The sequence below is a fragment of the Pseudomonas sp. OF001 genome (assembly GCF_904426495.1).
Taxonomy (GTDB): Bacteria; Pseudomonadota; Gammaproteobacteria; order Pseudomonadales; family Pseudomonadaceae; genus Geopseudomonas.
In genome coordinates, this window is record NZ_CAJGBM010000010.1 from 69,287 (window position 1) to 84,784 (window position 15,498).

General features: G+C 64.5%; 13 protein-coding genes. 9 read left to right on the forward strand and 4 right to left on the reverse strand.

Going from position 1 to position 15,498, the window contains the following annotated elements; translation table 11 throughout:
• Positions 1-4 precede the first annotated feature (4 nt).
• On the reverse strand, positions 5-376 hold the full coding sequence (locus tag RA210_RS07520) for a YkgJ family cysteine cluster protein (RefSeq protein WP_136490810.1): 372 nt from the start codon (positions 374-376) through the stop codon (positions 5-7).
• Positions 377-538: 162 nt separating this feature from the next.
• Between RA210_RS07520 and RA210_RS07525 the strand changes: the two genes are divergently transcribed.
• From RA210_RS07525 to RA210_RS07555, 7 genes are all read left to right on the forward strand, one after another.
• Positions 539-1,996: a TrkH family potassium uptake protein gene (locus RA210_RS07525; RefSeq protein WP_136490809.1), complete on the forward strand. Its 1,458-nt coding sequence runs from the start codon at positions 539-541 to the stop codon at positions 1,994-1,996.
• 147 nt (positions 1,997-2,143) lie between these two features.
• The gene (locus tag RA210_RS07530; RefSeq protein WP_201485955.1) at positions 2,144-3,535 is read left to right on the forward strand and encodes an adenylate/guanylate cyclase domain-containing protein; all 1,392 of its coding nucleotides are present in this window, start codon (positions 2,144-2,146) and stop codon (positions 3,533-3,535) included.
• A 29-nt stretch (positions 3,536-3,564) separates the two neighbouring features.
• Entirely contained in the window at positions 3,565-4,293 is a 729-nt protein-coding gene (locus RA210_RS07535) for a 4'-phosphopantetheinyl transferase family protein (protein WP_201485956.1), read from the forward strand.
• 628 nt (positions 4,294-4,921) lie between these two features.
• Positions 4,922-7,801: a ribonucleoside-diphosphate reductase subunit alpha gene (locus RA210_RS07540; RefSeq protein ID WP_201485957.1), complete on the forward strand. Its 2,880-nt coding sequence runs from the start codon at positions 4,922-4,924 to the stop codon at positions 7,799-7,801.
• Between the two features lie 85 nt (positions 7,802-7,886).
• The gene (locus RA210_RS07545) at positions 7,887-9,137 is read left to right on the forward strand and encodes a ribonucleotide-diphosphate reductase subunit beta (RefSeq protein WP_201485958.1); all 1,251 of its coding nucleotides are present in this window, start codon (positions 7,887-7,889) and stop codon (positions 9,135-9,137) included.
• 116 nt (positions 9,138-9,253) lie between these two features.
• Positions 9,254-10,702: an ATP-dependent nuclease gene (locus RA210_RS07550; RefSeq protein WP_201485959.1), complete on the forward strand. Its 1,449-nt coding sequence runs from the start codon at positions 9,254-9,256 to the stop codon at positions 10,700-10,702.
• 269 nt (positions 10,703-10,971) lie between these two features.
• Positions 10,972-11,427, forward strand: coding sequence for a hypothetical protein (locus RA210_RS07555; RefSeq protein ID WP_201485960.1), 456 nt, complete (start codon positions 10,972-10,974; stop codon positions 11,425-11,427).
• Positions 11,428-11,641: 214 nt separating this feature from the next.
• On the opposite strand, the gene RA210_RS07560 is transcribed toward RA210_RS07555, so the two are convergent.
• Positions 11,642-12,385, reverse strand: a complete 744-nt coding sequence (locus tag RA210_RS07560; protein ID WP_201485961.1) for a class I SAM-dependent DNA methyltransferase — start codon at positions 12,383-12,385, stop codon at positions 11,642-11,644.
• 158 nt (positions 12,386-12,543) lie between these two features.
• The gene (locus tag RA210_RS07565; protein ID WP_201485962.1) at positions 12,544-12,792 is read right to left on the reverse strand and encodes a zinc ribbon domain-containing protein; all 249 of its coding nucleotides are present in this window, start codon (positions 12,790-12,792) and stop codon (positions 12,544-12,546) included.
• A 189-nt stretch (positions 12,793-12,981) separates the two neighbouring features.
• On the opposite strand from RA210_RS07565, the gene eco reads away from it, so the two are divergent.
• Positions 12,982-13,458, forward strand: a complete 477-nt coding sequence (gene eco, locus RA210_RS07570) for a serine protease inhibitor ecotin (RefSeq protein ID WP_201485963.1) — start codon at positions 12,982-12,984, stop codon at positions 13,456-13,458.
• Between the two features lie 589 nt (positions 13,459-14,047).
• Here eco and RA210_RS07575 read toward each other — a convergent pair.
• Positions 14,048-14,449, reverse strand: coding sequence for an endonuclease domain-containing protein (locus RA210_RS07575; RefSeq protein WP_201485964.1), 402 nt, complete (start codon positions 14,447-14,449; stop codon positions 14,048-14,050).
• A gap of 327 nt (positions 14,450-14,776) precedes the next feature.
• Between RA210_RS07575 and RA210_RS07580 the strand changes: the two genes are divergently transcribed.
• Entirely contained in the window at positions 14,777-15,235 is a 459-nt protein-coding gene (locus tag RA210_RS07580; protein ID WP_136489193.1) for an EVE domain-containing protein, read from the forward strand.
• Positions 15,236-15,498 lie beyond the last annotated feature (263 nt).

Below are 15,498 nucleotides of genomic sequence, written 5' to 3' on the forward strand. Positions count from 1 at the left end.
GATCTCAGGCCGCGCGGTCGGGCGACAGGTCAGGCTGCAGCGGCGGAGTCAGCGGCGGCAGGCCGTGGGCGGCGCGGGCGGCGTCGCAGCGCGGGTTGTGCTCGCCGTGTTCCCAGGACGCCTCGAACTCGCGGCACGCCGAGGAGCGCTGCTCGTACATGGTGCAGCGCACGCCGCAGCCGACCTCGCCCATCAGGCTGACGCAGCGCGCCGGCTTGCTGGTGGTGCCGCGCATGGCGGCGTGGTGGGGGCTGATCTGCTCGACCAGCTCGTCCGGAACCAGGCCACCGGCCGACCGGCACTCGCCCCAATAGAAGGACACACGAAAATACGCGCAGCAGGCGCCGCACGTCAGGCAGGGATTGTTTTCGGACATCGGTGCAACACCGCAGGAACCGGCGACTGCCGGCGGGAGCCGCGGATTCTAGCGAGCGCCGAATCGGCCTGAAAAGGCCGTCCGGCAGAAAAATTCACGGCCGTTTACAGCTCTGGCGGACGAGCGCAGAATGCCGCCCGCCCCGGCCAGTGATACTCCGCCATGACCCTGTCGACCCTGCGCATGATCGCCTTCCTCCTGGGCATCTTCCTCATCACGCTGGCTGCCAGCATGGTCATCCCCATCCTCACCCAGCTGACCATGAAAGGCGCCGAGGAGCGGCTCTCCGACTTCGTCTGGCCCGCCCTGATCACCTTCGGCTGCGGCCTGGCCATGGTCCTCCCCGGCCAGCCCAAGCACCTGCAGCTGCGCCCGCGCGACATGTACATGCTGACCACCTCGAGCTGGGTGGTGGTGTGCGGGTTCGCCGCCCTGCCGATGGTGTTCATCCAGCACATCAGCTACACCGACGCCTTCTTCGAGACCATGTCGGGGATCACCACCACCGGCTCGACCATCCTCAGCGGCCTCGACAACGCCTCGCCCGCCCTGCTGATCTGGCGCTCCATGCTGCACTGGCTGGGCGGCATCGGCTTCATCGGCATGGCGGTGGCGGTGCTGCCGCTGCTGCGCGTCGGCGGCATGCGCCTGTTCCAGACCGAGTCCTCCGACTGGTCGGAGAAGGTCATGCCGCGCTCGCACATGGTGGCCAAGTACATCCTCGCCATCTACGTCGCCTTCACCGCCCTCGGCTTCTTCGCCTTCTGGTGGGCCGGCATGACGCCGTTCGAGGCGATCAACCACTCCATGGCCTCGATCTCCACCGGCGGCTTCTCCACCTCCGACTCCTCGCTGGCGCACTGGACGCAGCCGGCGGTGCACTGGGTCGCCGTGGTGTTCATGCTGCTCGGCAGCCTGCCGTTCACCCTCTACGTGGCCTTCCTGCGCGGCAACCGCAAGGCGATCGTCCGCGACCATCAGGTGCGCGGCTTCCTCGGCTTCCTGCTGGTCACCTGCCTGGGCTTCGCCACCTGGCTGTGGTTCAACTCCGAGCACGCCTGGCTGGATGCGCTGCGCATCGTCACCGTCAACGTGGTCTCGGTGGTCACCACCACCGGCTTCGCCCTCGGCGACTACACCCTGTGGGGCGGCTTCGCCGTGCTGATGTTCTTCTACCTGACCTTCATCGGCGGCTGCTCCGGCTCCACCGCCGGCGGCCTGAAGATCTTCCGCTTCCAGGTCGCCTACGTGATGCTCAAGGCCAACCTGCAGCAGATGATCCACCCGCGCGCGGTGATCAAGCAGCAGTACAACAACCACCCGATCGACGAGGACATCGTCCGCTCGCTGATCACCCTGTCGTTCTTCTTCACCATCACCATCGGCGTGATCGCCTTGGGCCTCGCCCTGCTCGGCCTCGACTGGGTCACCGCGCTGACCGGCGCCGCCACCGCGGTGTGCAACGTCGGCCCGGGCCTGGGCCCGATCATCGGCCCGGCCGGCAACTTCGCCAGCCTGCCGGACAGCGCCAAGTGGCTGCTGTCGGTCGGCATGCTGCTCGGCCGCCTGGAGATCGTCACCATCCTGGTGGTGCTGACCCCGGCGTTCTGGCGCCACTGAGGCCGGAGCGCAGGACGCACGCCTCCTTTGCGCCCGGCGGGCGGCTCGGCTAATATCCGGCGTCCGCCATGCCCTTGCCCGCATGGCCTGTCCAGCCCGCAGCACCCAGCAGAGGTGCGGGCCCCTGTCAGGGAAGTCCCCGACCCGATGAAGTTCACCATTCTCGGGCGTTCGGTCAACAAGTTGCCGGACCCCCACCTGCGCGAATACCAGTCACGCACCCTGGCTTACCTGGCCGCTGCCGCCAGCATCGCCGCCGGCACCTACAGCCAGTTCTTCGGCTACGACATCCTCTGGCTGGTGCCCTACACCCTGCTCTACCCGCACCTGGCCCACCACCTCAGCCGGCGCTTCAGGCACAGCCATCCCGAGCAGACCGACCAGGCCCTGCTGCTGATCGACGCCGCCCATGCCGGCATCGGCATGAGCCTGCTCGGCTACGCGCTGGTGCCGAGCCTGATGTTCGCCCTGACCCTGACCTTCACCGCGCTGATCGTCGGCGGCCTGCGCTCGCTGGTCGTCGCCGTGCTCGCCGCGCTGATCGGCGCGGTGCTCTCGGGCGTGGCCATCGGCCCGGAACTCAAGCTGGACACCCCGCCGCTGGTGGCCGGGGTCAGCATCCTGTTCACCCTCCTCTATGTCTGCATCGCCGCCTTCCTCGTCCACGAGCAGGGCCAGCGCCTGGCCCAGGCGCGCGAGGAGATCAAGAAGGAACAGGAGAAGGCCGCGGGGCTGGCACGCAACCTGGCCAAGTACCTGTCGCCGCAGGTGTGGGAATCGATCTTCAGCGGCAAGAAGAGCGTGCGCCTGGAGACCCAGCGCAAGAAGCTCACCGTGTTCTTCTCCGACATCAAGGGCTTCACCGAGCTGTCCGAGGAACTCGAGGCCGAGGCGCTGACCGACCTGCTCAACACCTACCTCAACGAGATGTCGAAGATCGCCCTCAAGTACGGCGGCACCATCGACAAGTTCATCGGCGACGCGGTGATGGTGTTCTTCGGCGACCCCACCACCCAGGGCGCCAAGAAGGACGCCGTGGCCGCGGTGTCCATGGCCATCGCCATGCGCAAGCACATGAAGGTGCTGCGCCAGCAGTGGCGCAGCCAGGGCATCACCAAGCCGCTGGAGATCCGCATGGGCATCAACACCGGCTACTGCACCGTGGGCAACTTCGGCGCCGACACGCGCATGGACTACACCATCATCGGCCGCGAGGTGAACCTCGCCAGCCGCCTGGAAAGCGCCTCCGAGTCCGGCGAGATCCTCATCTCCCACGAGACCTACTCGATGATCAAGGACGTGATCATGTGCCGCGACAAGGGCCAGATCAGCGTCAAGGGCTTCTCCCGCCCGGTGCAGATCTACCAGGTGGTCGACTTCCGCCGCGACCTCGGCGCCAGCTCCAGCTACCTGGAGCACGAGCTGCCCGGCTTCTCCATGTACCTGGACACCAACAGCATCCAGAACTACGACAAGGAGCGGGTCATCCTCGCCCTGCAGCAGGCCGCCGAGAAGCTGCGCGACAAGGTCATCTTCTGATCGACGCGCGCCTGCGCCATACTGCGCGCATGCCTGCCCCACTCCCCCTGCCCGCCTGCTGCAGCGCCCCGGTCACCGACTGGGTGCTGCCGCAGGCGCTGCCCGGCCTGCACCTGCACAGCTGCCGCTTCGACCCGGCGCAGCTCGCCGCAGACGACTTCGCCCGCTGCGCCCTCGCGGCGCCGGCCGGCATCGCCAGCGCCGCGCGCAAGCGCCAGAGCGAGTTCCTCGCCGGTCGCCTGTGCGCCGCCAGCGCCCTGCAGGCCCTCTGCGGCCAGTCCAGCTACCCCGCCCGTGGCGCCGACAACGCGCCCTGCTGGCCGGCCGGGGTCACCGGCAGCATCACCCACAGCCACGGCTGGGCCGCCGCCCTGGTCGGCGCCCAGGACGCCTGGCGCGGCCTCGGCCTGGACGCCGAGCGCCTGCTGGGCAGCGACCGCGCCGAGCGCCTGGCCGGCGAGATCCTCACCGCCGACGAACTGGCGCACTTCCGCCGCCTGCCCGAGGCCGAGCGCGGCCTGCACCTGACCCTGTGCTTCTCGCTCAAGGAAAGCCTGTTCAAGGCCCTCTACCCGCTGGTCGGCCGGCGCTTCTGGTTCCACGCCGCCGCGCTGGTCGAGCAGGCCGGCGACGGCCGGGTGCGCCTGCAGCTGCGCGAGGACCTGGACGGCGAATGGCGCCAGGGACGCTGCCTGGACGGCCAGTTCGCCGTCCGTGAAGAGCGCCTGCTGAGCCTGGTGGCGGTCGCCGCCGACTGAGGCGCATCGCACAATCGGGGCATTTTTCCAAGCCTGCCCACATACTAGATATTGTGTTAATTTGCGCGCCCTTCGCCACCCGAGCCGACCTGCAGGACGGTCCACGGCAGGCGACGAACGGCGCAGAGACAGCACTGCCGCGGCCTGCACCGCAGGGCCTGGAGAAGCGCACAGCAGCCCCACAGCTTATCCACAGCACTATCCACAGCCGCGGTTTGCACCCTCGTAACGAGCGCACTATGCTGTGCCACAGGCACACGAAGGACACTACATCTAGTGTCCTTCGGCTTTTTCAGGCACCACCAGGCGCCAGCTCTTTGACCCTCGTCACAGCCGTAGTGAGACAAGGCCGCAGCCGCCCGGACGGCCGCTCTGCTAGCCTCACTGCCGCACGCCGGACCGACGCCCCGAGGGGCGGAGACAGGCGAAGACGAAACACAAGATGTAGTAGTTTCAACAGCCTGCAGACAGACCGGCGCACCGCTCTGTCGCAGCCGGAACAGAGTCATTAACTGACGCTCGCCCCGTGCCGCCTGCCCGCCTGCCCACCGTGGTGTTGCGGCAGGTCGACCCGCCAAGGCGCACCGCGCGAGCGTCCGGTCCGAAACCCCAAACTGCGGAGTCCCCGATGTACACCGACACCACTCGCGAGAACGCCCAGGCCGACGCCGGCCAGGATCTGGCCGCCACCGCTCCCGGCCAGCTGCGCGTGATCAAGCGCAACGGCACCGTCGTGCCCTACACCGACGACAAGATCACCGTTGCCATCACCAAGGCCTTCCTCGCGGTGGAGGGCAGCTCCGCTGCCACCTCGTCGCGCATCCACGACACCGTGGCGCGCCTGACCGAGCAGGTCAGCGCCACCTTCAAGCGCCGCATGCCGTCCGGCGGCACCATCCACATCGAGGAGATCCAGGACCAGGTCGAACTGGCCCTGATGCGCGCCGGCGAGCACAAGGTCGCCCGCGACTACGTGATCTACCGCGAAGCCCGCGCCCAGGAGCGCAAGCGCGCCGCCGCGACCAGCGAAGTGGCCCAGCCGCACCCGAGCATCCGCGTCACCCTGGCCAACGGCGAGAAGACCCCGCTGGATCTCGGCCGCCTGCAGACCATCATCGCCGAGGCCTGCGAAGGCCTGGCCGAGGTCGACGGCGCGCTGATCCAGCGCGAGACCCTGAAGAACCTCTACGACGGCGTGTCCGAGAAGGACGTCAACACCGCCCTGGTGATGACCGCGCGCACCCTGGTCGAGCGCGAGCCGAACTACTCCTTCGTCACCGCCCGCCTGCTGATGGACACCCTGCGCGCCGAAGCCCTGGGCTTCCTCGGCATCGCCGAGCGCGCCACCCACCACGAGATGGCCGGGCTGTACGCCAAGGCGCTGGCCGTGTACGTCGACAAGGGCATCGAGTTCGAGCTGCTCGACCCGAAACTGCGCGAATTCGACCTGGCCCGCCTGGGCGCCGCGCTGGATCACGAGCGCGACCAGCAGTTCACCTACCTCGGCCTGCAGACCCTCTACGACCGCTACTTCCTGCACAAGAACGACATCCGCTTCGAGCTGCCGCAGGTGTTCTTCATGCGCGTCGCCATGGGCCTGGCCATCGAGGAGCAGGACCGCGAGGCGCGCGCCATCGAGTTCTACAACCTGCTGTCGTCGTTCGACTACATGGCGTCGACCCCGACCCTGTTCAACGCCGGCACCCTGCGTCCGCAGCTGTCCAGCTGCTACCTGACCACCGTTCCGGACGACCTGTCGGGCATCTACAACGCCATCCACGACAACGCCATGCTGTCGAAATTCGCCGGCGGCCTGGGCAACGACTGGACCCCGGTGCGCGCGCTGGGCTCCTACATCAAGGGCACCAACGGCAAGAGCCAGGGCGTCGTGCCCTTCCTCAAGGTGGTCAACGACACCGCCGTGGCGGTCAACCAGGGCGGCAAGCGCAAGGGCGCGGTGTGCGCCTACCTGGAAACCTGGCACCTGGACATCGAGGAATTCCTCGAGCTGCGCAAGAACACCGGTGACGACCGTCGCCGCACCCACGACATGAACACCGCGAACTGGATTCCCGACCTGTTCATGAAGCGCGTGTTCGAGGACGGCGACTGGACCCTGTTCTCCCCGTCCGACGTGCCGGACCTGCACGACCTGACCGGCAAGGCCTTCGAGGAGCGCTACGAGTACTACGAAGCCCTGACCCAGTACGGCAAGCTCAAGCTGCACAAGACCATCAAGGCCAAGGACCTGTGGCGCAAGATGCTGTCGATGCTGTTCGAGACCGGCCACCCGTGGCTGACCTTCAAGGACCCGTGCAACCTGCGCAGCCCGCAGCAGCACGTCGGTGTCGTGCACAGCTCCAACCTGTGCACCGAGATCACCCTCAACACCAACGCCGACGAGATCGCGGTGTGCAACCTGGGTTCGATCAACCTGGTCAACCACATCGTCGATGGCAAGCTGGACACCGCCAAGCTGGCGCGCACCGTGAAGACCGCCGTGCGCATGCTCGACAACGTCATCGACATCAACTACTACAGCGTGCCGCAGGCGCAGAACGCCAACTTCAAGCACCGTCCGGTGGGCCTGGGCATCATGGGCTTCCAGGACGCCCTGTACCTGCAGCACATCGCCTACGGTTCCGAAGACGCCATCGCCTTCGCCGACCAGTCGATGGAGGCCATCAGCTACTTCGCCATCCAGGCCTCCTGCGACCTGGCCGACGAGCGCGGCGCCTACTCGACCTTCGACGGCTCGCTGTGGAGCCAGGGCATCCTGCCGATCGACTCGCTGGACATCCTCGCCGAACAGCGTGGCGCCAAGTACATCGAGGTCGACCGCTCCAGCACCCTGGACTGGGCGCCGATCCGCGCCCGCGTGCAGAAGGGCATGCGCAACTCCAACATCATGGCCATCGCGCCGACCGCGACCATCTCCAACATCGTTGGCGTGTCGCAGTCGATCGAGCCGACCTACCAGAACCTGTACGTGAAGTCGAACCTGTCCGGCGAGTTCACCGTGATCAACCCCTACCTGGTCCACGACCTCAAGGCCCGCGGCCTGTGGGACCCGGTGATGGTCAACGACCTCAAGTACTACGACGGCTCCGTGCAGCAGATCGAACGCATCCCGGCCGACCTCAAGGCGATGTACGCCACCGCCTTCGAAGTCGAGACCAAGTGGATCGTCGAGGCCGCCAGCCGCCGCCAGAAGTGGATCGACCAGGCCCAGTCGCTGAACCTGTACATCGCCGGCGCCTCGGGCAAGAAGCTCGACGTGACCTACCGCATGGCCTGGTTCCGCGGTCTGAAGACCACCTACTACCTCCGCGCGCTGGCCGCCACCAGCACCGAGAAGTCGACCATCACCACCGGCAAGCTCAACGCCGTGTCTGCTGGAGATACCTCGGCCGCAGGCAATCCGTCGATTTCGCAGACCGAGCCGAAGCCGGCGCCGGTGCCGCAGGCGTGCAGCATCGACAACCCGGATTGCGAAGCCTGCCAGTAAGCCGCACGCCCCTCTCCCGCCGGGAGAGGGGCTACCGAACACCTTCGACCGGCCTGCCCCGGTCCCCCAATCAGGAGCAAGCACCATGCTGAGCTGGGATGAATTCGATACCGAGGAAACCGTAGCCGCCAAGCCGGCCGCTGCCGCCAGCGAGAGCGCTGCGCCGATAACCCTCGACAAGCTGGACAGCGCCGGCGACGCCTTCGCCCACGACGCCCGCGCCGTCACCGCCGACGACTCCGCCGCCGTGGCCCGCGCCAAGGCCGCGCTCAACGAGCTGGACATCCGCGAAGGCCTGGAAGACCTCGAAGGCGCCGCCGCCCGCGTGCGCGTCGACGAGAAGCGCATGATCAACTGCCGCGCCGACCTCAACCAGCTGGTGCCGTTCAAGTACGACTGGGCCTGGCAGAAGTACCTCGACGGCTGCGCCAACCACTGGATGCCGCAAGAGGTCAACATGAACGCGGACATCGCCCTGTGGAAGAGCCAGGACGGCCTCACCGAGGACGAGCGCCGCATCGTCATGCGCAACCTCGGTTTCTTCTCCACCGCCGACTCGCTGGTCGCCAACAACCTGGCCCTGGCCGTGTACCGCCTGATCACCAACCCCGAGTGCCGCCAGTACATCCTGCGCCAGGCCTTCGAGGAAGCGATCCACACCCACGCCTACCAGTACTGCATCGAGTCGCTGGGCATGGACGAGGGCGAGATCTTCAACATGTACCACGAGATCCCGAGCGTCGCGAAGAAGGCGTCCTGGGGCCTCAAGTACACCCGCTCGATCTCCGACCCGCAGTTCAACACCGGCACCGTCGAGACCGACAAGCAGTTCCTCAAGAACCTGATCGCCTACTACTGCGTGCTGGAAGGCATCTTCTTCTACTGCGGCTTCACCCAGATCCTCTCCATGGGCCGCCGCAACAAGATGACCGGCACCGCCGAGCAGTTCCAGTACATCCTGCGCGACGAGTCCATGCACCTGAACTTCGGCATCGACATGATCAACCAGATCAAGATCGAGAACCCGCACCTGTGGGACGCCGAGATGAAGGACGAGGCGACCCAGATGATCCTGCAGGGCACCCAGCTGGAGATCGAATACGCCCGCGACACCATGCCGCGCGGCGTGCTGGGCATGAACGCGGCGATGATGGAGGACTACCTCAAGTTCATCGCCAACCGCCGCCTGACCCAGATCGGCCTGCCGGAACAGTACCCGGGCACCACCAACCCGTTCCCGTGGATGAGCGAGATCATGGACCTGAAGAAGGAGAAGAACTTCTTCGAGACTCGCGTCACCGAGTACCAGACTGGTGGGGCGTTGGCTTGGGATTGATTCCGGGCGGCGACGACCGAAAGACCGAGCGCTTTACCTGAAATGGATATTTGGGGCAGCGAGTAGAAAGGACCGAAGCCCCGCCTTGTGCGGGGTTTTTATTTTTTGGAACAAAAATGGCCAACAACAAAGTAGACCTTTTAAAAAAATATACCGAGAAGAGCCGATATAGCAACTTCGGGCCATGCATAAGAAAAATCCACATTGATGGTTTCAGGGGAATCAGAAACCTTGACCTAATTCTCGACTACCCTATAACCGCAATTTCCGGACTAAACGGAGCTGGAAAGAGCACTCTTGGCCAGCTAGCTGTTTGCGCCTATAAAAAACCATCCACTGCAACAGAGTATAAACGCCAGTATATAAAAGATTTTTTCCCAATATCACCAGCAGACCCAAAACCAATTTCAGATGATGCAAAAATAGTCTACACATACGAAACCGATGACCACAAAAAGCCACAAGAAGTAACAGTCTCACGAGCAAACTCAGCATGGCCTGGATATAAACGCCAACCAGAAAGACACTGTTACTACGTAGGATTCACCGTATACATCCCAAAAGTTGAGAGACGAGATCTCAGCGTATACGGAGGAAGCACTCTCAAGTTCACTGAAAAACGGGAGATCGAGAAAGAAGTCATCAAAAAAATGGCAAAAATAATAGGCCACAAATATGACGACGTATCTTTCCAAGGTGTTTCACACAAAGAAAAAGAATCAGAAATAGGGATTGCCTCAAGACTCGGATACTCCTATTCCGAAAATAACATGGGGTTTGGTGAGGGGAGAATACTGTATACGATCGACCAACTAGAAACATCGCCCGAGCAATCATTATTCATACTTGAAGAGCCAGAAACATCATTACACGAAAGCGCCCAGCACGAGTTCGCAAAATACTTGATTGACGTATGCCTTAGAAGAGGCCATCAAATAATATTGTCAACGCACTCAAGCGTCATACTGAACGCACTACCTCCCGAGGCCAGAAAACTAATACTTAGAAATGAATCAGGCGTAGAAATAAAGAACAAAATATCAGCCTCACACATCCGCTCAATCCTCTCATCCGGCCACTCGAGAGAACTTGACATTTGCGTTGAGGATATATTTTCAAAGGTTCTTCTCACAGAAATCATAAGACTCAAAAAAAAGGAAATCCTGAAATCCATAGCCATACATGACATTGGAGACAAGGACGCAGTCCGAGAGGCAACTCAAATACTTAACAAAACCGGAAAAAAGGCCATTGCAGTCAGAGATGCTGACGTTGGCGAAGACAAAAAGACACATTTATTCTCATTCCCCGGCTCCTTCCCACCGGAAATAGAGGTTTTCCAAAACACCCAAGTCAAGATAGCACTACAAGAAAAATACGACATAGATATGGACTGGCTACTCGAAAGAGACGAAATAAAAGACCATCACAAAATTGCAAAGCACGTCGCTAAAGAAGCAGAAACAGAAGAGGAAGTAATAAGGAACTACGCAATCGAAAAGTACACAGGCGTAATATCAAACGAATTTGACAAACTGATATCCACTATCGAGAAATACCTGTAGGGCGGCGACTGCAGAAATCTTCCTTGGTGGAAAATCGCTTCGCGAGCCAGGTAGGGCGGGGCATTTGACTCGCGTGGAACGGGCGTCCGATAGCCGCTGCCGGTGGGGCTGTCATGTTGTGCGGCGATGTTGCGGCGTGGGTTTGGGCATTGTCCGGCGGGTTACGCCTGCGGCTAACCCGCCCTACGTGAATCCAAGCTGGTGCCTGGCGGCGGGTCTACCATCAACACAAGCCCGCCAGCCACGACCTGAACCTGCGAAGGTACGCCATGAGCCAGAAGATCGACCTGACGATCCAGCACGACTACCTGAATCCCTTTGCCTCGCCAGACAACCCCAGACTGAGCCCCGAACTGGTGGACTACCTGTCGGACAGCGCCTGGTATCACTCCGAACTGGAGCTGCAAATCAGCTGCCCGCAAGACGAGCGCGAGCGCCTGCAGCAGGCCATCGGCAATACCTTTACGGAAAAGAGCGAACAGCTCAGAGGCAATATCAGAGCCCAGCGGCTGGGCGGGGTGGTGCTGGCAGGGCTGGCGATCACCCTGGTGCTGGCGGCCACGGCGCTGGGCGTCGAGGGCACCATCCCCGTGGGGGTCGTCACCGTCACCGCGTGGATGATGACCTGGCGCACCGCGGAGATATTCCTGCTGGATATCCGCAACGGCCGACGGGAGCTGCGCAAGTACCAGCGCATCATCAACGCGCCCAAACACTTCTTCTGAGGCCATGCGCTTGCAGGACCCCGATCGTTACCACGCTCCGCGTGGGAATGCAGCCCTCGACACTCCGCGTTCACCCGCAGCGCCGCATGCTCCAGCGAAGTAGCCTGCACCTTGCTTGGTGGAAAATCGCTGCGCGAGTTTTCCACGGGGTGGCCATCCACCCTACGCCGGACGATGCGGCGGCGAAAAGCGCCCCTACCTGACTTGAAAAGCCTCAGTGCTTCACACAGGCAAACAGCGCATTCCCGGAGCTGCCATCCCAGGGAATCAGCTTCTGGTAATCGTGCTCGAACACATGCACCTCGAAGTACGGCTCCAGCAGCGCCTGCAGCTCGTCGAAGTTCACCGCGACCATCGGGTGTTCGTCGTGCCACACCTGGGTCTCGTCCGCCACGCGGCGTTCGATGCGCAGCCGCAGCGACTGCCGCTCGCCCTCGCCGGGGTAGTTCCAGCCGGAGCTGAAGTTGAACAGGCCGTCCTCATGCTGGGCGCTGTGGCTCACGCAGGAGGCGTTGTCGATCCGACGCTTGTCGACCGCGTTGAAGCAGAACAGCCCGTCGCTGGCCAGGGCGCGGTGCGCGGTGGCGATGCAGGCCTGCAGCCGGTCGAGGCCGCCGCTGTAGTGGATCGAGTAGAGGAAGCAGGTGATCAGGTCCTGCGGCTCGTCCGCGGTGAAGGCGCACATGTCCTGGCGGGAGAACTGCGCCTCCGGGCAGCGCAGGGCGGCGCGGTCGAGCATCGGCTGGTTGATGTCGAGGCCGCTGCTGGCGTAACCGGCGTCGATGAAGTGGCGGACATGCGGTCCGGTGCCGCAGGCCAGGTCGAGATGCCGGCGCCCGCCATTGCCGAACAGCTGCTGCAGCCGGTGCACGCAGTGGCTCTGCGCCGGGTAGTCGATATCGGCGCACATCAGGTCGTAATAACCGGACAAGTCGTTGTAGAGGGTATTGCCGGCCATGATGGTCTGATGTTCCAGGCGGAGCGTGGGGGCGCGCATCATAGCCCAAGCCGGGGATGGGGGCATGAAAAGCACGCCCGGCGGCGGGGCGCTCGGTCGGCGCCGCCCGGTGGAGGATCGCTGCGCGAGTCCTCCACCCTACGGAACAGGCCCGCCGCTCAGACGCAGTTGCCGGCGCAGCCGCCGCGGGCGCAGGCCGGGGGCTCGGGGTTCTTCAGGGCGCGGCTGCTGACCACGCCGGAGGCGCCGAGCAGCTTGGTCACCGGGGCGGCGTCGGGGATCGAGGCATCTTCCGCCAGGCTGCAGGCGGCGCGCAGTTCGCCCCAGGTCTTCGGGCTCAGGGCCATCGGGTGCTGGACTTCGTACACCTGGCCGTTGGCTTCGCAGCGGTAGTCGTAGGTCGGCATGGGGATTCCTCTCGCGGTGGTTGCGGGTGGCGATACTCTACCCGTTCCTAGCGCCACGGAAAGAGGCCACGCGGCAGCGCGGCATGGCGCAGTTCGCAGGTTGCGCCATGGAACCCCGGCACGCCGGGCCGGTCAGTCTGTTACCGTGATGCGGCTCACCCGCAACGCCCCAGCGCAAGGAACTTGCCCATGATCGTTCGCCCCCCTGCCCTGTTCGCCCTCGCCATCGGCCTGCCGCTGGCGGCCTGCGCCGCCACGCCCGAGGCGCTCAAGCCGTTCCCGGCCGCTGCCGCGGGTTACCAGCGCCACGTGATCGACCTGCCGGCCCAGCCGGACGAGGCCGACCACAAGGTGGAGCTGATCGCCGGCAAGACCATGGAGGTGGACTGCAACCAGCGTCGCCTGGGCGGCCAGTGGCAGGAGAAGACGGTGGAGGGCTGGGGCTACGGCTACTACGAGCTGGAGAAGGTCGGCCCGGCATTCGGCACCCTGATGGCCTGCCCGGAGGGCAGCCGCAAACAGGCCTTCGTGCCGGTCGGCGGCGAGCCGATGCTGGTGCGCTACAACAGCAGGCTGCCGCTGGTGATCTACGCCCCCGCCGACGTGGAGGTGCGCTACCGCATCTGGTCGGCCGGGAAGGACAGCAGGCCTGCGTTGCAGCAGTAGAGGGAATCCCCCCTAGCCCCCCTTTTGCAAAGGGGGGGGATGGCTCGGTGGTGGACTGGAGAATGGTGTTCTGTGCCTGAACACCTGGAGCCCATACAGACCTACGCCCTCTTTGCCAATGCAGAGATGGTTCGGCAGCGTGTTGGCGAATGGCGTTCTGTGCCTGAACATCAGGAATCGCACCGCTCCACTCCCCCCTTTGCAAAAGGGGGGCCGGGGGGGATTCCACCGCTACGGGTGACGCCCCCCGACCATCAGACCTCGCACCGTCCCACTCCCCCCTTTGCAAAAGGGGGGGCCGGGGGGGATTCCACCGCTGCGGGTGACGCCCCCGACAATCAGACCTCGCACCGTCCCACTCCCCCCTTTGCAAAAGGGGGGCCGGGGGGGATTCCACCGCTGCGGGTGACGCCCCCCGACCATCAGACCTCGCACCGTCCCACTCCCCCCTTTGCAAAAGGGGGGGCCGGGGGGGATTCCACCGCTGCGGGTGACGCCCCCGACCATCAGACCTCGCACCGCCCCACTCCCCCCTTTGCAAAAGGGGGGGCCGGGGGGATTCCGCCGCTGCGGGTGACGCCCCCGACCATCAGACCTCGCACCATCCCACTCCCCCCTTTGCAAAAGGGGGGCCGGGGGGGATTCCCAGCTCCTCCCGAATCGCCTCCAGCACCCCCGCCAGCTCCCGCAGCACCTGCCGGTTGTCGAAGCGGATCACCCGCAGCCCCAGCGCCTCCAGCGTTCGGGTGCGCTGGCGGTCGTATTCGATGGCCTCCGGCGCATGGTGCTGGGAACCGTCCAGCTCGATGACCAGTTGCGCCGCGGCACAGTAGAAATCGACGATGTAGCCAGCCAGCGGCTTCTGCCGGTAGAACTGCAGGCCGCCCAGCTGCTTGCGGCGCAGGCAGGCCCACAGGCACCGCTCGGCGTCGGTCATGTCGTTGCGCAGCTGGCGCGAAAGCGGTTTCAGACGACGATCGTAGGGCAGCATGATGGGACGCCTCCTTGCGTGCCTGCCGTGGGGCGCTCGGCGCCTTGTCAGCCCTGCCTCAGCGCCACCAGCGCGAAGCCGCAGACGATGCCGGCCAGGGCGATCAGCCAGCCGATCCGGTAGCCACGGTTCTTGTTCGCCTGGCGAACGGGGTCCACGGGTTTCTTCTTTCTCACAAGTCCACCTGTCTCTCGATCGAATCAAGGCGCCCGGCCGGCAGCCGGCCCGCGCAAGGCCGTCTTTGTAGGGGCCGCGAGCGCGCTTGTCCAGCCCGACGCGCCGGGCTGCATTATGATTGCCCGCCCCACTCTGCACAGGAACGCGCTCATGGCCAGATGGCTGGTGAAAACCGAACCCTCCGAATGCGGCATCGACGACTTCGCCCGCGCGCCGCAGACGCCGATCCGCTGGGACGGGGTGCGCAACTACCAGGCGCGCAACTTCCTCAGGGCCATGGCCGAGGGCGACGAGGTGTTCGTCTACCACGCGAGCTGCAAGGACATCGGCATCGCCGGCGTGGTGCGGGTGGCGCGCACGGCCTACGTCGACCCGACCCAGTTCGATCCGCAGTCGCCCTACTTCGACGCCAAAAGCACGCCGGACAAGCCGCGCTGGGATGCGGTGGACATGGTGTTCGGGCGCAAGCTGGCGCGGCTGATCTCCCTCGACCGCCTCAAGGCCCTGCCCGGCCTGGAGAACCTGCCGCTGGTGCAGCGCGGCAGCCGGCTGTCGGTGATGCCGGTCGGCGAGGAGGAGTGGCGGATCATTCTGGGCGAGTGGCAGTAGGCGGGACGGCCCCGCCTGACAGGGACGCGGCAGGATCAGGAAGGCAGACAGCACAAGGGGGAGCCCATGGGCTCCCCCTTCGAATCGGTCATGCTTTGTTCTTGTTGTGCTGACGGGCTTGTTGTTGTTTTTGGCAACCCGCCCGGCCGGAGGCCGGTGGTAGTCCCAAGTCGGGACCGCAAGAACAAACGTATTCCTTTGGACGCTGATGTTGCCGCTACCCTTGCGGGTCCTACCGGTGCTGGCCGCTGCCTCGGGGCAGT